Source organism: Lentibacillus sp. Marseille-P4043, from assembly GCF_900258515.1.
Taxonomy (GTDB): domain Bacteria; phylum Bacillota; class Bacilli; order Bacillales; family Amphibacillaceae; genus Lentibacillus_C.
The window spans coordinates 810,650-834,066 of record NZ_LT984884.1 but is presented as its reverse complement, the minus strand read 5'-3'; the positions used below and the strand labels follow the sequence as shown (position 1 = coordinate 834,066).

Genomic DNA, 23,417 nt, shown 5'->3' with positions numbered 1-23,417 from the left:
CGAGACTTCCCTCACCTTCGTCCGATAAGTCAACATCGGTTCGCTTACGCTTTTGTTCATGTACTGAAAATAAGGAGGCAAACAATTATGCTTGATATGAAGTATTTACGTAATCATTTTCAAGAAGTAAAAGAGAAACTTAACCATCGCGGTGAGGATTTATCAGAGTTAGAAAAATTTGAAGACCTTGATGCAAGACGTCGCAAGTTAATTTCCGAAACAGAACAGTTAAAAGCCAAGCGAAATGAAGCATCTCAGCAAATTTCTGTATTAAAAAAGGAGAAAAAAGATGCTGACTCCGCTATTAAGGAAATGCGTGAGGTTGGTGAACGAATTAAAGCATATGATACTGAACTAAAGGAGATTGAAGAAAATTTAGACCATATCATGCTTTCGATACCGAACATTCCTCATGAAAGTGCTCCAATTGGAGAAGATGAAGATGATAATGTGGAAGCACGTACCTGGGGAGAACTTCCTGACTTCCGCTTTGAGGCAAAACCGCATTGGGACATCGCGACAGATTTAGATATTTTAGATTTTGAGGCAGCTGCAAAAGTTACGGGTAGCCGGTTTGTCTTTTATAAAGGGTTGGGTGCTCGTCTGGAGCGTGCACTGATGAATTTCATGATGGATTTGCATGCTGATGAACATGGCTATGAGGAAATGCTACCACCATATATTGTTAATCGAACTAGTATGACTGGGACAGGACAATTGCCGAAGTTTGAAGAAGATGCCTTTAAACTTGAGGATTGGGATTACTTTCTAGTTCCAACTGCTGAAGTTCCTGTAACCAATTATCACCGTGATGATATTTTAAAAGGTGATGACTTGCCCAAAAAGTTTGTTGCATTTAGTGCAAGCTTTCGTTCAGAAGCAGGATCTGCAGGAAGAGATACAAGAGGACTAATCAGACAGCATCAATTCAATAAAGTTGAGCTTGTCCAATTTGTAAAACCAGAAGAATCATATGAGGTGCTGGAAGAATTAACAGGGAATGCTGAAAAGGTATTGCAGTTGTTGAATTTGCCATACCGTGTCATGAGCATGTGTACAGGTGACCTAGGATTCACTGCAGCGAAGAAATATGATATTGAGGTATGGATACCGAGCCAAGATACGTATCGCGAAATATCTTCTTGTTCTAATTTTGAAGATTTCCAAGCAAGACGTGCAGGAATTCGCTTCCGCCGTGAGGAAAAAGGAAAACCGGAATTCGTTCATACATTAAACGGATCTGGCTTAGCTCTTGGCCGAACCGTTGCAGCCATTTTAGAAAACTACCAGCAAGAGGACGGCTCTGTTGTTGTGCCAGAAGTATTACGGCCTTATATGGGCGGAAAAGACATTATTAGCTAAACAACGAACAAAAGCTTAAGCGCCCGTTTAGCAAAAACTTATAACTTCCTATTTTTTAAAAATCCCAGGCTTTACTAATAGCCTGGGATTTAAATTTAAAATCCACGTGAACTTAATCCCTTTCGCATGACACCGCTGCGTGCAAATATCATTAGTGTAACTGCAACTATTCCCTCTGCTACTGGTAATGCAAGCCAAACCCCAATAGTTCCGAACCAAAGCGGCAAAATGAATAGCATTCCTATTAACAGAATAAATCCACGGAAGACGGTAATACCGACAGACGGACGGACATATCCGATTGACTGGTAATAGGTCATGTAAATAAAATTTGTCCCCATAAATAGATAACCAAGGAAAAACAATTTGATTCCTTTGGCGGCAAGTTCAGCAATCTCTGGTGATGCGACACCAAAAATCGACACAAGGAAGTCAGCTCCAAAATAACCAATACCTAAAAATAATATACCAAGTGAAAGTCCAGATATTTCGGCAGTTTTCACGGTTTCCTTAATGGAATGAAATTGTTTGGCTCCATAATAGAAGCTAATCATTGGTTGAATGGATTGACCAATGCCGATAAATGCTAAAAACATAAATGTATGCAAATAGTTAATAACGGAAAAGGCAGCCAGTCCAGTTGTGCCAGCATAATAGGCGATTGCAATATTATAGCCCATGACAAAAACACCTGTCCCTGCTTCAGACAAAAAACTAGGGAGGCCAATGGAGCTAATTCGCTTTAGATCTTTTATTTTCCATCTTGCTTTGACAAATACCAAACCGGAATCTTTTTTAAAGAAATGTAACAAATAGATGATGAGACCCGCAAAAGTTGCAATTACCGTTGCCAATGCTGCCCCTGTCACTTCCAATTTAAGGATAAAGATCATCCAGTAATCTAGCCCAATATTAAGTAGTGCGGAAATAACTAAACCAATCATGGCTAGCTGTGGATCACCATCGTTTCGTACAAAAATACTGAAATAGTTTTCCCAGGCTAGAATTAATGAAAAAATCAACAATATCCTCATGTAGTCAACTGCATATGGAAGTGTTTGTTCATTTGCTCCGAATAAACGGGCTAGGCCATCTATATTTATATAGGCAATCAAACAGATAATGATGGTAATCAGCGTTAAAAAGCCAAACGAAGTAGTAAATAGCCTTTGTGCTTGTTTTTTATTTCCCTCTCCCATTGCCATTGAGTAAAGTGTTCCGCCACCTACCCCAATAAGCAAGGAAATGGAAATGATGATGGAAAAGACGGGTACCGCAATATTCACACTTGCCAATGCAACAGAACCAACCCCATTTCCAACAAAAATACCATCCACGACAACATTTATAGACATCAGCATCATACCAAGCAGTGTCGGAATGAAATATTGAAAAAAGCTTTTGGTTGCAGATTGTGTCGCTAAACGTTGGTTTAAAGAGCTCATACGAATCACCTCGGAATGCCAATTATTATTTATTTTAATCTTATCGTTTAGTATAGTCCATCAAACTGTACCATGGCGTAGAGGATGTTCCAAAACAAGGGGGAATTTAAGTTGAATGGTGAAAAAATCCCCCCAGTTTATCCATCACCTAACAAAATCGTTCTCATGTTCTGTCAATATAATTCACTTTGCTGCTTAAAGTTACACTACATCAGACAATCACTTTTTTTAAAACACACATGCCATTATGATATACTAACTTTCAACAAAAATAAGTTTACAAGGAGCTATTATTATGAAAGCAGTTGTAGTTAATAAACCTGGTGGTGCCGAGCAATTACAATTTCAGGAATTTCCTAACCCGACTGTAGGCAGTGGTGAGCTGCTAATTCAGGTAAAGGCATTTGCAGTCAATCGTACTGATATTATGACACGAGAAGGTAAATCAGGGTATATGCCTAATCCAATTTTAGGTATAGAGGTTGCCGGAGAAGTGGTAGAAGCTGCAGACGGGACAGATATAGAAGTTGGAACCCGTGTGATGGGCCTCGTAAATGGTGGAGCTTATGCAGAATACGTTGTTATGCCAGCTGATCGAGTGATACAGATCCCAGAAAATTTATCGTTTGAAGAAGCAACAGCAATTCCAGAGGTGTTTCTAACCGCATACCAAACTCTATTTTGGTTGGGTAATCTAACAGATCAAGATGCAGTTTTAATCCATGCAGGTGGAAGTGGGGTTGGTACAGCGGCCATCCAATTAACAAAGCAAATGACAAACGCAAAAATTATTACAACAGCGGGCTCACAAGAGAAGTTAGATTTTTGTCGGTCGCTCGGAGCTGATGTTGGAATTAACTATAAAGAACAGAACTTTGCGGAGGAAGTTTTAAAAAGTACAAATCAAGAAGGTGTAAACGTCATACTTGATTTTATTGGAGCTTCCTATTGGGAGAAAAACTTAAAAAGCATTGCAATCGATGGCCGCTGGGTACTGATAGGTGTATTGGGTGGAACAGAGGTTGAACGAGTAGATTTAATGTCAATTCTTGCAAAACGAATTCATCTGAAGGGAACATTGCTAACTCCAAGAAGTGATGCTTATAAAAAAGCTTTGACAGATGAATTTATTCGAAAAGCAATACCCTTATTCAATCAGAAAAAGTTGAAGCCCATTGTTGATCATACCTTTGCTTTCAAGGATATTCAAGAAGCACATCGATATATGGAGGCAAATAAAAACATTGGTAAGATAGTTATCTCGATTAATTAATATTGATACAACAAGGAAACCATCCCATAGTGAGGTATCGCTTTTTCAATTTTTTCAAAAAGTGTATTGACAAAGATTCGTCACGGTAGTATTGTATTAAACAATATCAAATGAATAATTTATAACTTCTTATTCAGAGAGGTGGAGGGAATTGGCCCTGCGAAACCTCGGCAACGGACTTTTTATAAAAAGAACTGTGCCAAATCCAACAAGCATATGCTTGGAAAATAAGAAGAGTGAGCGGAATTGAATGCAAATCTCTTCTTATGAATATCATAAGGAGGGATTTTTTACTTCTATGTGAAAACTAAATAGCAAGACTTCTTATCCAGAGAGGTGGAGGGGCTGGCCCTATGATACCTCGGCAGCGGACTTGTAAAAGTACTGTGCCAATTCCAGCAAGCAATAGGCTTGAAAGATAAGGAGAGGGAAACTCGTAAATGCCTCTTCTTGTTTTTCAAGAAGGGGCATTTTTTCATTTTAAAGAGGAGGGGAATTATGATTACTTTTGAGAATGTAACGAAGATATACCAAAGTGGTGAACAACAGATAAAGGCACTGGATGATGTTGATTTACAGATTGAAAAAGGCGAAATATATGGTGTTATTGGATTTAGTGGTGCCGGAAAAAGTTCATTGATACGTTGTGTGAATTTACTTGAACAACCGACTTCTGGAAAAGTAGTTGTAAATAACCAGGATCTACTCAGTCTTTCCCCAAAGGAATTAAGGGAAGCAAAACGAAGCATTGGAATGATATTTCAACACTTTAATCTATTAAATTCAAAAACGGTTTTTACGAATGTGGCAATGCCATTATTACTAATGAAGACGCCTAAGGAAGAAGTTAAAAAAAGAGTTAATGAACTGTTGGAGTTTGTCGGACTGAGTGATAAGGCTGATAATTACCCGGATCAGCTTTCAGGTGGCCAGAAACAACGAGTAGGTATTGCCCGAGCCTTGGCAACACAGCCATCCATTCTATTGTGTGACGAGGCAACATCGGCACTTGATCCGCAGACAACGAATTCAATCTTGAGGCTTTTGAAGAAAATTAATCAGGAATATAACATTACCATTCTAATCATTACTCATGAAATGGGGGTTATCCGTGAAATATGCGATAAGGTTGCAGTGCTTGATCAGGGTAAAATGATTGAATCGGGATCTGTATTTGATGTATTTGCCCAGCCTAAAACGGAAACTGCCCATAACTTTGTAAGTACAGTCATGCATGATGAAATACCAGAATCGGTTCATCAATTAATTCAATCACAAGAATCTACCAATCAAATTTACCGGATTGTGTTCGTTGGGGAATCGGCAGGTTATCCACTGTTATCTCAAATAGCCAAGCGATTTGATGTAGAGGTAAATGTTTTGTTTGGTAGTATTACAGAATTGCAAGGGACACCATTTGGAAACTTAATCGTGAAGTTTGCAGGTGAAGCAAAAGAAGTGAGTAGAGTTATTATGCATATCAACCAACAAAAGGTAACAGTGAAGGAGGTATTAGAGGATGTTAGTTGATTGGGATCAAATTATCGCAGCCCTATGGGAAACAGTTTCGATGGTTGCATTTTCATTATTATTCGCTACGATCATTGGCTTACCATTAGGTATCTTGCTCGTTGTAACACGTAAAGGACATTTATGGGAAAATGCTCCGGTATTTAATGTTTTAAATGCAATTGTAAATGTGTTCCGCTCGATACCTTTCATTATTTTGATGGTTGCAGTTATACCATTTACCCGATTAGTTGTAGGAACATCAATTGGAACCGCAGCAGCAATTGTTCCAATGGTACTTTTTTCAGGCCCATATATTGCTAGGTTAATTGAAAACTCGTTGTTAGAGGTTGACCCTGGTGTCATGGAGGCCGCTCAAGCAATGGGAGCAACACCGAGACAAATCATAATTCGCTTTTTAATTCCAGAAGCATTAAGTTCACTTTTATTAGGGTTAACGATTGCAACAATTGGGTTAATCGGTGCATCAGCGATGGCTGGTGCGATCGGCGGCGGTGGACTCGGAGATTTAGCAATTACATATGGGTATCAGCGCTTTGACACGGTAGTTATGGTTATTACAGTGGCGATACTTGTCGTCATGGTTCAAGGTCTACAATCCACTGGAAATATATTATCAAGAAAAATTAGACGACGATAGGGAGAGAGGATTATGAAGAAAGTTGGTTTTCTATTATTACTTATGATTTTGTCAATGGGTATCAGTGCTTGCTCAAGTGGTGATGCAGCATCAAGTGTAAAAGTAGGAATTAGCGGTTCTGACACAACAATTTGGGATTATGTTGCAGAAAAGGCAAAAAAGGAGGGAATTGATGTTGAGATTGTTCGCTTTTCTGACTATGTTCAACCAAACTTGGCACTTGCAGAAGGAGAGATTGATGTAAATGCCTTTCAAACTGTTTCATACTTTGACGCATTTATTAAAGAACATGATTTAGATCTTACTCCAATTGCGACAACGGTCATTGCACCAATGGGGTTGTACTCTGAAAAATATGATTCAGTAGATGATTTACCCGATGGTGCGACAATTGCTCTACCAAAAGAGGCAACAAATATGGGGCGAGGATTGTTGCTACTTCAAGAAGCGGGCCTAATTAAGCTAGTAGATGATTTTGATGGGAATGGATCAATTGATAAAATTGCCGAAAATCCTAAGAACATACAGATTGAAACATTAGTGGCAGCCCAAACCCCGCGTGTTTTACCGGATGTTGATGCATCGATTATTAATAATGGAATAGCAGTAGACGCTGGCTTTAGTCCTTTAGAGGATTCCATTTATCACGAGGATGAAACAGCAACACCATACATTAATATCATTGCCGTTCAAACAAAAGACAAAGATGATGAGGTATTAAACAAGTTGGCAGAGATTTATCAATCAGACGATGTCGCAGATTTTATTATGGAAGAACGTAATGGAAACTCAATACCAACATTTGTACCGTTAAGCAAAATTGGTTACTAGGATTCTGGTGTAGAAAGTAAACAAATAAATCAAAATAGGGGAGCGGATGATAATGACTGTTATTACACAAGGGTTGAATCAAATCAAACAACGTATTATTGAAAATGTAGAGGAAAATAAAGAAAAATATGTTCATACAAGTCATGCGATACATGATAAGCCTGAGATTGGCAATGAGGAGTTTTTTGCCTCTGGGTTATTAACCGATATTCTTAGTCATGAAGGATTTGTTATTGAAAAGGGAATAGCAGGACATGAGACAGCTTTTTTGGCTAAAAGAAAAGGAACAAAAGAAGGATTGCGAATTGGTTTTTTAGCTGAGTATGATGCTCTTCCAGAAATAGGCCATGCGTGTGGACATAATATTATTGGAACAACAAGTGTTGCTGCGGCTGTAGCCTTAAGTAAAGTGATTGATGAAATTGGGGGAGAACTAATTGTGCTTGGAACACCTGCAGAGGAAGGTGGTCCAAATGGTAGTGCAAAAGGAAGCTTTGTAAAGGCAGGCTTATTAAAAGATATTGATGCAGCAATTATGCTACACCCCGGCAATGAAACAAATTTAACTGGACCAACCTTGGGTGTTGACCCACTAGATTTTGAATTTTTTGGTAAACCGGCACATGCATCGGCTAAACCAGAAAAGGGAATTAATGCACTAGATGGGGTTATCCAACTATTTAACGGAATCAATGCTTTGCGCCAACACTTGCCGTCTGATGTTAGGATTCATGGCATCATTACGGATGGAGGTGCTGCACCAAATATAGTGCCTGAATATGCTAAAGCGCGATTCTTTATTAGAGCCCAGACTCGAACGGTGTTAAATGAGGTTACAGAAAAAGTAAAAGGTATTGCAAATGGAGCAGCCTTGGCATCTGGGGCAACAGTAAAAATCTCTGCATTTCAAAATGAAGTGGATAATTTTATTATTAATCGTACCTTTGACAATGTATTTAAAGAAGTAATTGAGGATTTAGGGGAGACAGTTCATACAGAGGAAAAATTAGCTTTAGGCTCCACCGATACAGGAAATGTTAGTCAGGTTGTTCCTACTATTCATCCACATATCAAGATAGGATCAAGTGATTTAGTAGGTCATACGGCTGAATTCAGAGAAGCAGCTAGATCTGAAAAAGGAGATCAAGCACTTATCTTGGGCGCGAAAGCAATTGCTCTAACAATTCTAGAGATCCTGACCAATAAATCATTATATGACAATATATATCAAGAGTTTCTGGAGAAAACTGTGGAGGCATAGTTTAATGTATTTTTCCGTTTGACAAGGTAATGCTTACATGGTATATTAGTTCTTGTCGAAACGGAGGAATACCCAAGTCTGGCTGAAGGGATCGGTCTTGAAAACCGACAGGGGTGTCAAAGCCCGCGGGGGTTCGAATCCCTCTTCCTCCTCCATTCATTAAACAAGCGCATAAATTTGGAGATAAAAAATAAAGCCGTTACATTTGTAGCGGCTTTATTTTCGTATTTACTCATTGTCTTTAAGAAAAGAATGCAACATGTCTGTAGGGAAATGAAACTTCTCATTGTTAACTTGTAACAGACTCAATTCACTCTCTGATACATCCTGATTCTTAATGGTATTTACTTGCCTTTGCAGTTGCTCCATCCGTTTATCCAATTCATTAGCTACCGTCGCGGCATCCTTTAGTTCCTTTGTCAAATTTTCTGGTATTGATTTATCATATTTGTAGTAGATTTTATGTTCCAGACTAGCCCAGAAATCCATTGCCACGGTACGGATTTGAATTTCAACAAAAACTTGCTCTTCACGATCAGACATAAAAACAGGTACAGATAGGATAAGATGAAGACTTTTGTAGCCATTTGGTTTTGGATTTTGTATATAATCTTTACATTCGATAACCGTAACATCGTTTTGCTGCTGAATCATCTCACTTATTTTATAAATATCGGAAATGAATGAGCAGACAACACGAATTCCTGCGATATCATGAATATGTTGCTTGATTGATTCAAGCGAAATTTCATGGTCTTTGCGATACATTTTCTTTAAAATACTTTCAGGCGATTTTAATCGTGATTTTATATGCTCAATTGGATTATAGTCATGAATGTGTTGAAATTCCTCTTTTAAGATACTGAATTTAGTGTTCATCTCATCTAAGCCAAACTTATACGTCATCATGAATCGTGTTAATTCATTTTTGATTATTTTCATTTGTTGTAATTGCTTTGTGTCATCGTCCATTCGTATACCTTCCCTCTTACTGTTCTTATGTTTATTATAACGAAAGTTTACTCCGGCTGGAACTTATGTAATTATCATAATTACCTTGACAAATATTTAATTACAGATTTTCCGAACAAGAAAGCCCATTCCGTTGCGATAGTACCCCCTTTAGGGATGGGATGATAGTGAGGTCAAATACGGAGTGACACTTTTAACTGTAAGGTTTTGTGGTGCTTCAAGTATTTGAAAATTCCACTATCTTTATAGTGTATATTTATTGCAGTTATAATTATAAACTGATACAATATAGCTATGGAAGAATATAGAAGAACAAAGACAACTGTATCATTGATTAACTATCATTTTGTATTTTGTCCTCGCTATCGGAGGAAGATATTTCTGGATGCCAAAGTAGAACAAAGATTTAAAGAAATGACGCATGAAATATGTGATTCGCTAAAAGTAAAAGTTGTTGCTTTAGAATGTGACAAAGATCATGCACACATGTTTCTAAATGCACTACCAACATTAAGCCCATCGGACATTATGGCAAAAATAAAGGGAGTGACATCTAAACAATTGCGTGAAGAATTTTCACACCTTCGACACTTGCAGAGTTTGTGGACACGTTCTTATTTTGTTTCGACTGCTGAAAATGTATCAAGCCAGACCATTAAGCAATATGTTGAACAACAAAAAACAAGGGGGTGAAATTATGTCACAAACAATCACTGTAAAAATCAAATTGTTACCTACCAAAGAACAGGATTTAACGTTGACGAATATGAGTAAAATGTACATTTCAACGATTAATAATCTTGTGTCTGAAATGGCGAAAGAAAAGAAAGTCACCAAGAAATCCAGTAAAAATATTGATGTACCTCTGCCAAGTGCGGTGAAAAACCAAGCAATCAAAGATGCTAAAAGTGTTTTTAAGAAGGCAAAGAAAACTAAATTTGAAACGGTTCCAGTATTGAAGAAGCCAGTTTGTATTTGGAACAATCAAAATTATTCTTTTGACCTCACTCATATTTCCATGCCAATCATGATTGACGGAAAAGCAAAGAAAACACCTATTTGTGCCTTATTGGTAGATAAGGATAACCGTAATTTTGATTTGTTAAAACATAAATTAGGTACACTACGTATCACGAAAAAGGCGGACAAATGGATTGCACAAATTTCTGTCACAATTCCCACTGTTCAGGGAACTGGTGTAAAAGTCATGGGGGTGGATTTAGGTCTTAAAGTACCTGCCGCCGCTGTAACAGACGATGAAAAGGTACGCTTCTTTGGTAATGGCAGGCAGAACAAGTTTAAAAAGAGAAAGTTTCGTTCTGTTCGTATAGCATTAGGAAAAAAGAAAAAGTTAAATGCTATTCGCAGTTCAAAAGATAAAGAACAACGTTGGATGGAAGATCAAGACCATAAGATTAGTCGTGCCATTGTTAATTTTGCTAGAGACAATAAAATTTCTGTGATTCGCTTAGAACAATTAGCGAACATTAGACAGACGACACGAACAAGTCGCAAAAATGAAAAGAACTTGAACACATGGTCATTCTATCGCCTATCGCAGTTCATTGAATACAAAGCGAATTTAGAAGGAATTAAAGTTGAATATGTGAACCCTGCATACACAAGCCAAACGTGTCCGGATTGTTCTGAAAAGAATAAAACAAAAGACAGAAAATACAGGTGTAAGTGCGGATTCACAAAACATCGTGATTTAGTAGGTGCTATGAATATTCGATATGCACCTGTGGTTGATGGTAATAGTCAATCAGCGTAGGGAACTATATGTTCTGCCCTATGAGGGGCAATGAGATGCCCCCACCTTGCAGGCTGTTCAAAGCAGAAATGAATTGTGAACGCTTAGTCATGCAAGAATCCCACCCGTTTCACCGTAAGGACTAGGGCTTGCGTCTTTAGACGTGGGAGTCTCAAAGCGTATATTACTTTAAAATATCTATATAAAAATGATGAAGAGCAGGCCAGTAACGATTTATTAGTTCGAAAGAGATTGGAATTCACCGGCTGAAAGATTCCATCGATAGCTAAAGTTGTGAACCTACCTGGGAGTTGTTAGATAAAAACTAACCGCAGTGTACTGCGTTACCAATTTAAGTTGGGCATAGATGTTAATGCCAAAATAGGTGGTACCGCGGATGTAAACCTCACTCCGTCCTTTTGAATTAGGACGGAGTGAGGTTTTTTAGTTAAAGGGTTTTTACGTAATAGATATAAACTGCGACGTAAGCTGTGGTTTTTTCTATAAGTACAGCCGCCCGCGGAAAGCGAAGTGTATTTCCGAAGCGGGTAAACGCACCAACCATCATTTCAAGTTGTGTCGCATTTTATATCAACCACAAAATTAAAAAGCAACAAGCATTACGAAAAAGCTTAGTTAAAGGGGAGTGTTGTGCAAGTGGTTAACAAGGTTTGTTTTGTTGGAGCGGGCTCGATGGCTGAATCGATTATATCTGGAATTTTGAAAAGTGGATTTTTAACGAATCATCAAATCTTTGTAACGAACAAAAGTAATCAAGAACGTTTAGCAAGACTTCAGCAACGATACGACATTAATGAAACAACAGATAAACAGCAAGCCATAGAAGATGCTGATATCATCATATTTGCCACAAAACCATATGATATTGAAGAAGCCATAGACCAAGTTAAAACACACATTCAATCAGGTCAATTGATTATTTCTGTTGTAGCAGGAATTTCAACTGCCTATATTCATCAGAAAATCGGCAAAACAGCTCCAATAATTCGTGCAATGCCCAACACATCAGCATCAATCGGATTTTCAGCAACAGCAATTACAGCAGGGGAAAATACAGGACAGGAACATCTTGAATTGGCCGAAATTCTATTTAATACAATTGGTTATACGACGATTGTCGATGAAGCAGATATGCATGCAGTGACAAGTATTTCTGGAAGTGGCCCAGCATATTTCTATTATGTAGTAGAGGCGATGGAAAAGGCGGCTATTGAAGCGGGTCTGGATGAAAATATAGCAAAAGCTTTAATTACTCAAACCATTGTGGGCGCCGGCGAAATGCTTCAGAATACGGGGGAGCCTGCTAATATATTAAGAGAAAAGATAACAAGCCCCGGGGGAACAACTCAAGCAGCAATTGAAACCTTGGATAGAGATGATTTTCAACAAACCATTATGAAATGTGTAAGAAGTGCGAGGGACCGTTCCATTGAATTAGGTGAAAAAGAAGATTAGTTGGAAATGGGAAACAGTGTATGTATGCCTGTTTCCCATTATAAAAAGCTATTTTTCAACTAATGCTTGTGTATGCAATGTTGCAATCATGCCATAGAATGCGTAGTAAAATTCCTCTGGTGCGTCCAGGCGAAAGTGGCCAACATTACTTGTATCGAAGTCCATCGCCGCTTCTAATAAGTGATAGGTCGAATAGGCGTAAAAGCAAAAGTATTTATAATCAAACTTAGGCATTTTCTCGTAGATCATGGCAATCTCATCTTTATAACTGTCAAAATTCCTTGTTGCCTCATCAATGAGAATTTGCAAGTCAGGCAAGTCAGCTTCAAGAACCATATCTTTTTCATTTTCCATGCGAACAGTAGCCATATAAATTCCCTCCATTTTATAAGCATTACATTCACTATATATAATTCATTGTATATTTTCGGTGATGCAAATCACGCTTTATAAAAATCTCCTTCCAATTTTTGAAGGAATTATGGTATTAGAGAAAGAAATAGAATTATAATGAAGTTCATAACGTAAACGAGGTGTAACAATTATGCCGACATGTCAACATTGTCATCATGAATGGACATATGGGGAGACGATTAGAAAAACGTTTCGGATTAAAAAACGCTGTCCAAATTGTCATCATGTAAATTATGTTACCGCAAAGTCACAGTGGAGGATGAATCTTTCCTCACTGCTCGGATTTTTGATTTTCCCATTATCCATATTTGATGTTTCGATTACTGGAATTATCTTTATAGGAGTATGCCTATTTATGATAATCGTTGGTACGTTTCCTTTTATTGAGCAATTTAGTAAGGAGAAGGAATATTTGACCTGAACAAATCAGGAAGTCGCCGGACGAAAGCGAAAAGTCGCCGGACAAAAGCGGAAAGCAGCCGGACAAAAGCGGAAAGCAGCCGGACGAAAGCGAAAAGTCGCCGGACGAAAGCGAAAAGTCGCCGGACGAAAGCGAAAAGTCGCCGGACGAAAGCGAAAAGTCGCCGGACGAAAGCGAAAAGTCGCCGGACGAAAGCGAGAAGTCGCTGGACAAAAGCGAAAAGTCGCCGGACGAAAGCGAAAAGTCGCCGGACGAAAGCGAGAAGTCGCTGGACAAAAGCGAAAAGTCGCCGGACGAGAGCGAAAAGTCGCCGGACAAAAGCGAGAAGTCGCCGGACGAAAGCGAAAAGTCGCCGGACGAAAGCGAAAAGTCGCCGGACGAGAGTGGGAAGTTGCCAGACGAAAGCGAGAAGTCGCCATTTAAAATTTTATCCTTCCCCGCGTGTTATAAAAGCGAAAACGAGGCAATACATAACAGTATCCCCTCGTCTCTTTTTTACTTGATCAATTCCCTTGATTTCCATTTTCGAGATTGTTGAATAAAGTGGCCAACTTTCTCTAGTATTGGTTCAATTGAATTTTCTTTTTTCATTAAGTCATAATCTGAGATATTAATTCTTAAAATGGGACAGGCGTTAAAATTGTTAATCCAATTATCATAACGTGTATACATTTCTTCCCAATATGAAATTGGTGTGTTTTTCTCCATTTCGCGACCACGGTCTTGGATTCGTTCCAAAATTTCATCCATTGTCCCTTCCAAGTAAATCAATAAATCTGGATGTGGAAAATAGGGTGTCATGACCATTGCTTCAAATAGGTTTGTATATGTGTCATAGTCGATTTTTGACATGGTGCCATTTTCATAATGCATTTTGGCAAAAATCCCTGTATCCTCGTAAATAGAGCGGTCTTGGATGAATCCGCCACCATATTCAAAGATCTTTTTTTGCTCCTTAAAACGTTCTGCAAGAAAATAGATTTGTAAATGAAAACTCCAACGCTCAAAGTCAGCATAAAAGTTTTCCAAATATGGATTGGCATCGACCTTTTCAAAGGAAGTTTTAAAATGTAATGCGTCCGCAAGCGCTTTTGTCATGGTTGACTTTCCAACACCGACCGTACCAGCAATCGTAATAATGCTGTCGTTTGGAATATGGTATTTTTCGCGTAAATTCATTGTTGGTGATCCCCTTCATTGTTTGGATATTACTTTATTATTAGTGAGATAATGTTCCACCTGTTTTATAATTGCATTCAAATCATCTTGCTGTTTGACGAAATCAATTTCATCACCATTGATGCGAATTACCGGAATATCAGGATGAAGCACCTCGAATTCATTCATATAATCTTCATAGTCCTGGGATAGCTGTGCCAGGTAAGAGGATTTGATGTTTTGTTCAATGTCTCTTCCACGCTGTTTAATCCGTGTCAAAATAGTATCAAGACTTGCGTGTAAGTAAATCATCATATTTGGCACAGGCATATCATTCGTTAAAATATGGTAAATTTGTTCGTATTTATCAAATTTGTCTTGATGTAGTGTGCGTTTGGCAAAAATCATGTTTTTAGAAATATGATAGTCAGCAATAACTGCCTTGTTTTGGTTTAAGTATTTCTGTTCAATATCTTCTAGTTGTTTAAATCGATTGCACAAAAAGAACATTTCCGTTTGAAAGCTCCACTCATCGATATCTTCATAAAACTTGCCGAGAAACGGGTTTTCCTCGACAATTTCTTTTAATAAATGAAAATCAAAATGGACAGAAAGTTTTTTTGCAAGTGATGTTTTCCCAATTCCAATTGGCCCTTCTATTGCGATAAACGGAACCTCTGCCATAACTTCCCCTCCAATCAAAACACGGTGTAAGCAGATGTCTTTTATTTTATCATATAAAAAGTGACTGTTCCATGTGGAAAAAGGGATGTTATGCTTTTCATTGTTCATTACTTTTTGTATAATAGTTATTGTTCGTTTATTTGCCCCCGTAGCTCAGGGGATAGAGCGTTAGTTTCCTAAACTATGCGTCGCAGGTTCGAATCCTGCCGGGGGCGTTGTGATAAGATTAGATATAGCAAGGGCTTCATTCGTGAAGCCCTTGCTATTTTTTTGAAGCTAATTAACCTGGATGCCTACTCATTTTATTATCTTTCCACCACTTCACGTAAAACCGCCTTTTTTATATAAAGATTAGTATTTCACAATAATTACCACATAAAAAATATCACTATTTTGAGTTTATTACTTTAAAAATGTCACAAAATGTTCTAAAATAAATATAAGTTACCAAAATGTTTGAATAATTTTCAATTGCATTTTTGCTGTTAGTTGAAAATATACTATATAAACAGAAATTGTAACCGATTTCAAAACTATTAATGAGGTGATTGGATGGATATGCAACGTATACCTGCACAAGAAGGTAATTACAACTTACAAAACTATGAAAAGACAAGAGAAAATTTTTCATGGGACGATATGAAAGAAAACTTTAGCTGGAATAAAACAGGGAAAGTAAATATTGCGTATGAAGCAATTGACCGTCATGCAGAAGATCCAACGAAGAAAGATAAAACAGCCTTATTATATTCTTCACCTGACCGAGAAGAAAAAGTGACATTTGACGAGTTACGCAAACGCAGTAATCAATTTGCCAACGTATTAAAGAAATACAATGTTGAAAAAGGAGATAGGGTGTTTTTATTCCTCCCAAGAAGCCCTGAATTTTACGCTACATTCTTTGGAATATTAAAAACGGGAGCTATTGCAGGCCCATTATTTGAAGCATTTATGGAGCAAGCAGTTCGCGATCGCTTACAAGATAGTGAAGCAAAAATGCTCATCACAACACCTGAATTGTTAGGACGTGTACCTCAAGATGATCTTCCAGCACTTGAGAAAATTGTTCTTGTTGGCGATAACAATGAAACGTCCGTTAAATACATCGACTATAATAGTGAAATGAAAGAGGCATCAACTGACTTTGACATCGAGTGGGTTGACCTAGAAGATGGAATGGTAATCCATTATACATCTGGATCTACTGGAAAACCTAAAGGGGTATATCATGTTCATAATGCAATGATTCAGCAATATGCTACTGCTGAATGGGTTCTTGACCTAAAAGATGATGATATCTATTGGTGTACAGCAGATCCAGGTTGGGTAACTGGTACAAGTTATGGTGTTTTTGCACCTTGGTTAAAAGGTGTAACAAATGTAGTCCGTGGTGGTCGTTTCACACCTGATGCATGGTATGGAACTTTGGCTGAATTTAATGTATCAGTTTGGTATACTGCACCAACAGCATTACGGAAACTGGTTAGTGCCGGTGAAGAGATTGTGAAAAAATATGACCTTTCCTCATTGCGTCACGTTATGAGTGTTGGAGAGCCACTAAATCCAGAAGTTATTACATGGGGGTTAGAGGCATTTAATTTACGGATCCATGATACATGGTGGATGACCGAGACTGGTGCGCAACTTATTGTTAATATTCCATCACTGGAAATTCGCCCAGGTTCAATGGGTAAACCAATCCCGGGAATTGAGGCATCTATTGTTGATAACGAAGGGAATGAGCTGCCACCAAACCAAATGGGTAATCTGGCAATTAAGCAAGGATGGCCAGCGATGATGCGGAAGATCTGGAAACGTCCGGAGAAATATGAAAGTTACTTTATAAACGGCTGGTATGTATCCGGGGACAGTGCGTACAGGGATGAAGATGGCTATTTCTGGTTCCAGGGCAGGTTAGATGATGTCATTAATACATCTGGTGAACGTGTTGGTCCGTTTGAAGTAGAAAGCAAGCTAATTGAGCATCCGGCTGTTGCTGAAGCAGGTGTTATCGGTAAGCCAGATCCAGAGCGTGGTGAGATCATTAAAGCATTTATTACATTAAATGATGGTTATGAGGATTCACCAGAACTGCTGGAAGAAATACGTCAATTTATCAAAACAGGCTTAGCAGCACATGCCGCACCTCGTGAGCTTGAGGTGAAGGATACGATTCCAAAAACACGCAGCGGTAAAATCATGCGCCGTTTGCTGAAGTCGTGGGAGCTTGGTCTACCAACAGGTGATACATCGACATTAGAAGAGTAATAGAAAAAGGGTGCCGAACGTTGGCACCCTTCCTTTAATATAATCACTATTCCGCAATAGCTGTTGCAGGGCCGAATACTTCATAATGAATATCATGATCGGCAACATGTAGTTTTTTAAGATTTTGATACATTGCCTTCATGAATCCTATTGGTCCACAGAAATAAAAAGCAGAATCGTTTGTTGACAATACCGAGTTTAGAAATTCATGGTCAATGTAGCCCAATTTATCATAATTACCATCATCCTCAGTTGATGGCTTATCATATATTGTGAAAGCATGCACGTGATTATGTTGTTCTGCTAAGCTTTGAACTGTTTCCCGCATCGCATGTACCTTGCCATTTTGTGCGGCATGAATATAGTAAACCTCACGTTCCGGCTGATATTTTATAGTAGTGAGCAGCATACTCATCATCGGTGTCAGGCCAACACCGCCGCTCATTAAAACAAGTGGTCGAGTATCGTTTTGGTCTAGCGTAAAATCTCCAGATGGTGCACTGATTGGTAGAATACTTCCCTTTTCGAGATGAGAATGCAAGTAGTTTGATACGATTCCAGCAGGGTTATCACCTATAGCATCTTCCCGTTTAACACTGATTCGATAAACACCTTCACCAGGCGCACATGATAAACTGTATTGTCGTAAATGACTATAAGACTCCCCTTCAATATCAGCTTTGACCGTTACATATTGTCCTGGCTGATATGCTGGAAATGGATTACCATCAGCTGGTTCTAAATAGAACGAGGTAATCACATCACTTTCTATTACTTTGTCAACAACTTTAAAATCACGATAGTCTATCCAACCACCAACAGTATTTTCCATCTCTTGATACATCTGTTTTTCCGTATCAATAAATACGCTAGCAATAACGGAATATGCTTTTTCCCATGCGTTGATGACATCATCATTAGCCGTGTCCCCCAACACATCTTTCATCGCTAATAATAGATGCTTGCCAACGATTGGGTAATGTTCTGGTTTTATGTTTAAACTTCTATGCTTCTGTGAGATTTGTTTGACTTGAGGTAAAATTTCCTCCAAGTGATCAATATTAGCAGCTGCTGCATATACCGTGTTTGCTAGAGCCTTCGATTGATCCCCTTTTCGTTGATTGGTTTGGTTAAAAATATTTTTTAGTTCAGGATGATTTTCGAACATTAGCTGATAAAATCGCTTTGTAATTTCATCGCCACGTTCTTGCAAAATTGGTACAGTAGCTTTTACAATATCCCTAGTGTCTTTCTCTAATCCCGTTGTTACTTGTGTTGCCAAAGCAAAGCACTCCTTTTCTTTTTAAAACATGTATTTTATATACATGTTTATTGTATAATCCTATTGCCACCATAACAATAGGAAAAAGATAATCATTTCTTACAAATTTGTGAAATAGTAAACAAGGAGCAGGACTATGAACCTAAAGAAATATACAGATTACGCATTGCGTGTACTTATTTTCACCAGTATGAAGTCTGACGGTGAGTTAGCAAGTATAAAGGAAATATCCGAAACGTTCTCCATATCCCAACATCATTTGGGGAAGATCGTTCATGAACTAAACAAATTGAATCTATTAAATACAGTGAGAGGCCGTAATGGCGGAATTCAATTAGCTAAAAACCCTGAGGAAATAAATGTCGGCGAGGTTGTCCGTGAACTTGAAGATAACTTCCACTTAATGGAGTGCTTTGATGATGCTACAAATCAATGTGTCATTACACCCGCATGTAAATTAAAGCATGTGTTAAATGAAGCGCTCCAAGCTTTCTTGCACGTACTTGATCAATATACACTTAAAGATTTGATAACCAATGATAAATACTTACTCCGGTTGATGAATATGGACTAGTAGTATGTCTTGTCCATTTCTAATCTTTTAGCTATGTTTTATTTTTATAAGGACGGGTAAACCTATTATGTATTATCTTCTTGAAGGAGCGGATAAAAATGGGTAAAAAAATAGCAACAATTTTAACAAATATGTTTGAAGACGTAGAATATACAGAGCCGGCAAAGGCATTTAAAGACGCTGGACATGAAATGGTAACGATTGAAAAAGAAAAAGGCAATGAAGTTACAGGGAAAAATAATCGAGCGAACGTAACAATTGACGAAGGAATCGATAATGTAAATCCAGATGATTATGATGCACTATTTATTCCGGGTGGATTTTCACCGGATCAATTACGTGCAGATGATCGATTCGTCGCGTTTGCCAAGCATTTTATGGATGTCAAAAAGCCTGTATTTGCGATTTGCCACGGACCACAGCTTCTCATTACGGCGAAGTCACTGGAGGGACGTGCAGCAACTGGCTATAAATCCATTCAAGTAGATATGGAATATGCAGGTGCAAACGTGAAGGATGAAGAAGTAGTCGTTTGTAACAACCAATTAGTAACAAGCCGCCAGCCAGATGATATTCCAGCGTTTAATCGGGAAGCATTAAATTTATTGAAATAATAGACGAGTCCCCCAGCGTTATATGTTGGGGGACTTCTATATCTTCTTATCGTATAGTTGTAGTATTATCTGTCATTTAATTGCCATCTAACACTTATGACGAACCTATATTTTTCCTTATCGTAAAGTTATCCCTGAGTAATAACCAATTCTGCGGAAAGCTTAATCCAAGTTTCCAATAACTAATTCCTCGCAGGTTGAGTTCTTTGATCAAATCAAACTTTGCTTGAATCGAACGAGCATCTTCAAACCAGACTTCATGGCGATTTCCTTGAGCTTCTGTATAGTGATAAAAAGGCGCCTGTGCTTGTTGGTCGTATTCAATAGCCACATTTTGCTCAGACGCAGTTGTTATTGCCTGCTGCGGACTAACTGCCTTTGCTGGTTCGCCGCCTTGTTCGTATGGCAACGTCCAATCATAGCCATATAAATTCTGACCCAATAAAATTTTATCAGCAGGCATAACGCTTACAGCAAAGTTGACTACTTTACGCACTTCATTAATTGGCGATACTGCCAGTGGCGGTCCATAACTATAGCCCCACTCGTATGTCATTAATACAACCATATCGTCAATTTCACCATGGGCCGCATAATCATGTGCCTCATACAGTGTCCCCTGTTGTGTTGCGCTTGTTTTTGGTGCTAAGGCAGTTGACAGTAATAACCCATTGGCATGTAGTCGATCCCTTGCTTTTCGTAAAAAAGAATTATAGTCTTCTCTGTTCTCTGGTGGCAAAAACTCTAGATCAAAGTGAACATCATGGTAGCCACCAGCATTTGCAGTTGTAACAATAGTATCCAATAATTTGTCTTGAACGGTTTGGTTGGTTAGGATCCTTCTACCTAATTCAGTGCTAAATTGGCCTCCTTGGAGATTTGAGACAACAAGCATTAAGGCTGTGTTATTGTTTGCAGCTATTTGTTTGAAGTTATCCAATGGTGGTGGGTTTAATGTACCATCATTATTAATCGTGTAACTGAATGGAGCCAGATAGGTGAGAAATGGAGTATTGTTTGTTGCAGCATTTATTAGTGGTTGGGAGACAGTTTCCCCGTAAGGTTCAATATAGGCATTTGCCGTGATTTCCCTTTTTGGTTGTGGAGGGATATATAACCGCAATCCTACTGGTAGCTCATTTCCAATTGGAAAATTATTGATCTGGGCCAGCTGTTGAACAGAGATACTAAACTTTTGGGCAATGGAAGCTAAACTGTCACCAGATTGTACAAAATAAAATTGCCCAATTATCGGAATAACCAGTGCTTGCCCAACTACAAGGTTATTTGGCGCTTCGAGTTCATTGGCCTCAATAAGTGCATCAGTTGTTGTCCCGTATGTATTTGCAATTTGATAAAGCGTATCCCCTGATTCAATTACATAAACTTGCAAGAAAAACTCCCCCTTTCCGTTTTACTCTACTTACACATTATGCGGGGGATAACTTTAATATGCCTGTTAAATTGGTCTGGTATTTGCATCCATTACCGAGCGCATTAAATAGAGGGCATATTCATTTCCTTGTTTTTCATTGGATGCCATGCAGTTTTCAGGGACATGTAAGGAATATTCATACATGTAAGCATCCTTAGCCGAGAACAATATACAAATATCACCAGCAATGCCTGCCATGATTAGGTGTGTCTTGTTTAAATGAGTCAACAATGATTGTAGTGGTGTTTGGAAAAAGGCCGAGTGTTTCGGTTTTATAAAAAAGTAATCATCGGGATCAGGCTTCATTGCTTCAATCACTTCACGGCTACCGTCATTTTTACAGTAATCGATGATTCGGTGAAAATCTGCTTGCCACAGGTTATAATGATCATTAATATAAATAACAGGAAGCTTATTTTGTTTAGCAAATGATTTTAGTTTTTTTAAGTGTGGTAAAATTTCTTTTGTGTGATGAAGTAATCGTTCACCACGCTCAAATTTAAAATCGTTAATAAGATCAATAAATAAAACAGCACTATTTTCAAGTGAGGTATTCATAGAATTGCTCCTTTCATTTCTTCTTTTATTTTTAACCTGTTTCCTGGATTTAAAACTTTTTATTTAGTGTGGTGTTCGTAATGAATGATGAAAAGTATATGCGTGACGCGATCGACCAGGCAGTTAATGCGGGTAAAGCTGGGGAGGTGCCGATCGGTGCGGTAATTGTTTATAATGGCAAGGTTATTGCTACTGGATTTAATGTTCGGGAAACATCCCAACAGACGCTATCACATGCGGAATTGATTGCAATTGAAGAGGCAAATAAAAAAATTGGTAGTTGGCGTTTGGAGGATTGTACGCTTTATGTAACACTCGAACCATGTCCAATGTGTGCAGGTGCTATCATCCAGTCGCGGATTGCCCGTGTTGTATTTGGAGCGTCTGATCCGAAAGCGGGCTGTGTCGGAACATTAATGAATTTGTTAGATGATGACCGTTTTAATCATCAAGCAGAAGTCACTTCAGGTGTGTTGGAAAAGGAATGTGGACAGATTTTGACTGACTTTTTCCGTAAGCTTCGTGAAAGGAAAAAGCAAAAGGATGGATAAAGTTTCCCTCACCTTGTCCATGAATTTTTATTGCATTTACCACAAAAACTCGTTATAATAGTACTTGCCGTGCTAAGCGGGGAGGTAGCGGTGCCCTGTACTCGCAATCCGCTATAGCGAGGTTGAATTCCCATCCGAGGTGGAGCGACTTTAGGGTCTGCCTTGAGGGATTGGTGTTGACACCGAGGTCCTGCGCAACAGAGACCCATGAATCCTGTCAGGTCCGGAAGGAAGCAGCAGTAAGTGGTCATCTCTGTGTGCCGCGGGGAAGCCTAGGTCGAGCCATGAACTTAAGTAACGCCTAGGGACGTTGCATCGACGATGGGTGCACGGTATACATAGTATAAAAAGCTGTATCAATGTTTTTATAACATTGATACAGCTTTTTAATTATACATTTTGGCATTTGATTATCGTGTAGATGTCACTAGTCCCCTGTGCATGCCATACCTTCAACTTCACAGCTTTATGCAAATTTAGTAAGACTAAATTTAGTAATCCTTTAGTTACCCCAATAATGCATCATGTCGTACGGATAGTGTGGTGTATCTTTAAGATTGCCATCATCAATTTAATAACTTTTTATTTAGGATTTCTGCCTTATACAATTTTTCCAAAAGCGGATTCTGATAATTATTATAATTATCCATATAGGCCATTGTTCCACCAATGATATTAATTTCTCTAATTTCTTTATTGTTATTTAAAATGTCCAGTGCATGCTTGTATCTTTTATCACTAGCGTTGCATTAAAAATATTATAGATTGTCAAACATTATGATTCACCATCTTTTTGTTATTTTGTAAAATTCAGATTTATTATTTGTGGAATTGAATAAAAAAAGACAATAAGGCTAAAGAGTTACACTTCATCCATTATCTACTCTTTATAGTTAGGGATTTGGACAGGACTAC

The 23,417-nt window shown here is 38.3% G+C and carries 22 protein-coding genes, 2 tRNA genes, 1 other RNA gene, 1 pseudogene and 2 riboswitches; of the genes and pseudogenes, 18 read left to right on the top strand and 8 right to left on the bottom strand.

The window, feature by feature from the left end; translation table 11 throughout:
* Nucleotides 1–87: 87 nt before the first annotated feature.
* Nucleotides 88–1,362, top strand: coding sequence for a serine--tRNA ligase (serS, locus tag C8270_RS04405; RefSeq protein WP_106495670.1), 1,275 nt, complete (start codon nt 88–90; stop codon nt 1,360–1,362).
* 95 nt (nt 1,363–1,457) lie between these two features.
* On the opposite strand, the gene C8270_RS04400 is transcribed toward serS, so the two are convergent.
* Complete coding sequence (locus tag C8270_RS04400) at nt 1,458–2,807, bottom strand: MATE family efflux transporter (protein ID WP_106495669.1); 1,350 nt, start codon at nt 2,805–2,807, stop codon at nt 1,458–1,460.
* A 295-nt stretch (nt 2,808–3,102) separates the two neighbouring features.
* Between C8270_RS04400 and C8270_RS04395 the strand changes: the two genes are divergently transcribed.
* The 6 genes from C8270_RS04395 (at nt 3,103) to C8270_RS04370 (ending at nt 8,497) form a co-directional block, all read left to right on the top strand.
* Nucleotides 3,103–4,080, top strand: coding sequence for an NAD(P)H-quinone oxidoreductase (locus tag C8270_RS04395; RefSeq protein WP_106495668.1), 978 nt, complete (start codon nt 3,103–3,105; stop codon nt 4,078–4,080).
* 126 nt (nt 4,081–4,206) lie between these two features.
* A riboswitch (SAM riboswitch) is annotated at nt 4,207–4,314 on the top strand.
* Between the two features lie 87 nt (nt 4,315–4,401).
* A riboswitch (SAM riboswitch) is annotated at nt 4,402–4,505 on the top strand.
* Between the two features lie 73 nt (nt 4,506–4,578).
* Nucleotides 4,579–5,610, top strand: a complete 1,032-nt coding sequence (locus tag C8270_RS04390) for a methionine ABC transporter ATP-binding protein (RefSeq protein ID WP_106495667.1) — start codon at nt 4,579–4,581, stop codon at nt 5,608–5,610.
* Nucleotides 5,600–6,250, top strand: coding sequence for a methionine ABC transporter permease (locus C8270_RS04385; protein ID WP_106495666.1), 651 nt, complete (start codon nt 5,600–5,602; stop codon nt 6,248–6,250). The genes C8270_RS04390 and C8270_RS04385 overlap by 11 nt, the downstream gene beginning before the upstream one ends.
* Before the next feature lie 12 nt (nt 6,251–6,262).
* Entirely contained in the window at nt 6,263–7,081 is an 819-nt protein-coding gene (locus C8270_RS04380; RefSeq protein ID WP_106495665.1) for a MetQ/NlpA family ABC transporter substrate-binding protein, read from the top strand.
* Nucleotides 7,082–7,133: 52 nt separating this feature from the next.
* The gene (locus C8270_RS04375) at nt 7,134–8,342 is read left to right on the top strand and encodes a M20 family metallopeptidase (protein ID WP_106495664.1); all 1,209 of its coding nucleotides are present in this window, start codon (nt 7,134–7,136) and stop codon (nt 8,340–8,342) included.
* A 62-nt stretch (nt 8,343–8,404) separates the two neighbouring features.
* Nucleotides 8,405–8,497, top strand: a tRNA-Ser gene (locus tag C8270_RS04370).
* A 73-nt stretch (nt 8,498–8,570) separates the two neighbouring features.
* On the opposite strand, the gene C8270_RS04365 is transcribed toward C8270_RS04370, so the two are convergent.
* Nucleotides 8,571–9,314 carry a GTP pyrophosphokinase gene (locus C8270_RS04365; RefSeq protein WP_106495663.1) on the bottom strand — a complete coding sequence of 248 codons (744 nt, stop codon included), beginning with the start codon at nt 9,312–9,314 and terminating at the stop codon, nt 8,571–8,573.
* A 294-nt stretch (nt 9,315–9,608) separates the two neighbouring features.
* On the opposite strand from C8270_RS04365, the gene tnpA reads away from it, so the two are divergent.
* The 3 genes from tnpA (at nt 9,609) to proC (ending at nt 12,543) form a co-directional block, all read left to right on the top strand.
* Nucleotides 9,609–10,007: an IS200/IS605 family transposase gene (tnpA, locus tag C8270_RS04360; RefSeq protein WP_106495662.1), complete on the top strand. Its 399-nt coding sequence runs from the start codon at nt 9,609–9,611 to the stop codon at nt 10,005–10,007.
* 4 nt (nt 10,008–10,011) lie between these two features.
* Nucleotides 10,012–11,088 (top strand): RNA-guided endonuclease TnpB family protein, encoded by a 1,077-nt coding sequence (locus tag C8270_RS04355; RefSeq protein ID WP_106495661.1) that lies wholly within the window; start codon nt 10,012–10,014, stop codon nt 11,086–11,088.
* Nucleotides 11,089–11,724: 636 nt separating this feature from the next.
* A complete protein-coding gene (gene proC / locus C8270_RS04350) occupies nt 11,725–12,543 on the top strand; it encodes a pyrroline-5-carboxylate reductase (RefSeq protein ID WP_106498443.1) in 819 nt (272 codons plus the stop codon).
* A 48-nt stretch (nt 12,544–12,591) separates the two neighbouring features.
* Here proC and C8270_RS04345 read toward each other — a convergent pair whose 3' ends face one another.
* Nucleotides 12,592–12,912: a hypothetical protein gene (locus tag C8270_RS04345; protein WP_106495660.1), complete on the bottom strand. Its 321-nt coding sequence runs from the start codon at nt 12,910–12,912 to the stop codon at nt 12,592–12,594.
* A gap of 175 nt (nt 12,913–13,087) precedes the next feature.
* Here C8270_RS04345 and C8270_RS04340 point away from each other — a divergent pair, with 175 nt between their 5' ends.
* Both C8270_RS04340 and C8270_RS20800 read left to right on the top strand, forming a co-directional pair.
* On the top strand, nt 13,088–13,378 hold the full coding sequence (locus C8270_RS04340; protein ID WP_106495659.1) for a TIGR04104 family putative zinc finger protein: 291 nt from the start codon (nt 13,088–13,090) through the stop codon (nt 13,376–13,378).
* A gap of 198 nt (nt 13,379–13,576) precedes the next feature.
* Nucleotides 13,577–13,801, top strand: a pseudogene (locus C8270_RS20800) (hypothetical protein); the annotation flags it as partial.
* Nucleotides 13,802–13,873: 72 nt separating this feature from the next.
* On the opposite strand, the gene C8270_RS04330 reads toward C8270_RS20800, so the two are convergent.
* Both C8270_RS04330 and C8270_RS04325 read right to left on the bottom strand, forming a co-directional pair.
* Nucleotides 13,874–14,557, bottom strand: coding sequence for a deoxynucleoside kinase (locus tag C8270_RS04330; RefSeq protein ID WP_106495658.1), 684 nt, complete (start codon nt 14,555–14,557; stop codon nt 13,874–13,876).
* Nucleotides 14,558–14,572: 15 nt separating this feature from the next.
* Nucleotides 14,573–15,220, bottom strand: a complete 648-nt coding sequence (locus C8270_RS04325) for a deoxynucleoside kinase (protein ID WP_106495657.1) — start codon at nt 15,218–15,220, stop codon at nt 14,573–14,575.
* A 142-nt stretch (nt 15,221–15,362) separates the two neighbouring features.
* Between C8270_RS04325 and C8270_RS04320 the strand changes: the two genes are divergently transcribed.
* A tRNA-Arg gene (locus tag C8270_RS04320) sits at nt 15,363–15,435 on the top strand.
* A gap of 337 nt (nt 15,436–15,772) precedes the next feature.
* Nucleotides 15,773–17,488: an acetate--CoA ligase gene (acsA, locus tag C8270_RS04315; protein ID WP_106495656.1), complete on the top strand. Its 1,716-nt coding sequence runs from the start codon at nt 15,773–15,775 to the stop codon at nt 17,486–17,488.
* A gap of 46 nt (nt 17,489–17,534) precedes the next feature.
* Here acsA and hmpA read toward each other — a convergent pair whose 3' ends face one another.
* Entirely contained in the window at nt 17,535–18,770 is a 1,236-nt protein-coding gene (gene hmpA, locus C8270_RS04310) for an NO-inducible flavohemoprotein (RefSeq protein WP_106495655.1), read from the bottom strand.
* Nucleotides 18,771–18,906: 136 nt separating this feature from the next.
* Between hmpA and C8270_RS04305 the strand changes: the two genes are divergently transcribed.
* Together C8270_RS04305 and C8270_RS04300 are read left to right on the top strand one after the other, a co-directional pair.
* On the top strand, nt 18,907–19,344 hold the full coding sequence (locus C8270_RS04305) for an RrF2 family transcriptional regulator (protein ID WP_106495654.1): 438 nt from the start codon (nt 18,907–18,909) through the stop codon (nt 19,342–19,344).
* 98 nt (nt 19,345–19,442) lie between these two features.
* Entirely contained in the window at nt 19,443–19,958 is a 516-nt protein-coding gene (locus tag C8270_RS04300; protein ID WP_106495653.1) for a type 1 glutamine amidotransferase domain-containing protein, read from the top strand.
* 94 nt (nt 19,959–20,052) lie between these two features.
* On the opposite strand, the gene C8270_RS04295 is transcribed toward C8270_RS04300, so the two are convergent.
* Complete coding sequence (locus tag C8270_RS04295) at nt 20,053–21,351, bottom strand: LysM peptidoglycan-binding domain-containing protein (protein ID WP_106495652.1); 1,299 nt, start codon at nt 21,349–21,351, stop codon at nt 20,053–20,055.
* A gap of 66 nt (nt 21,352–21,417) precedes the next feature.
* On the bottom strand, nt 21,418–21,951 hold the full coding sequence (locus C8270_RS04290; RefSeq protein ID WP_106495651.1) for an isochorismatase family cysteine hydrolase: 534 nt from the start codon (nt 21,949–21,951) through the stop codon (nt 21,418–21,420).
* Nucleotides 21,952–22,031: 80 nt separating this feature from the next.
* Between C8270_RS04290 and tadA the strand changes: the two genes are divergently transcribed.
* Both tadA and ffs read left to right on the top strand, forming a co-directional pair.
* On the top strand, nt 22,032–22,502 hold the full coding sequence (gene tadA, locus C8270_RS04285; RefSeq protein ID WP_106495650.1) for a tRNA adenosine(34) deaminase TadA: 471 nt from the start codon (nt 22,032–22,034) through the stop codon (nt 22,500–22,502).
* 67 nt (nt 22,503–22,569) lie between these two features.
* An RNA gene (ffs, locus tag C8270_RS04280) (signal recognition particle sRNA large type) lies at nt 22,570–22,835 on the top strand.
* Nucleotides 22,836–23,417 lie beyond the last annotated feature (582 nt).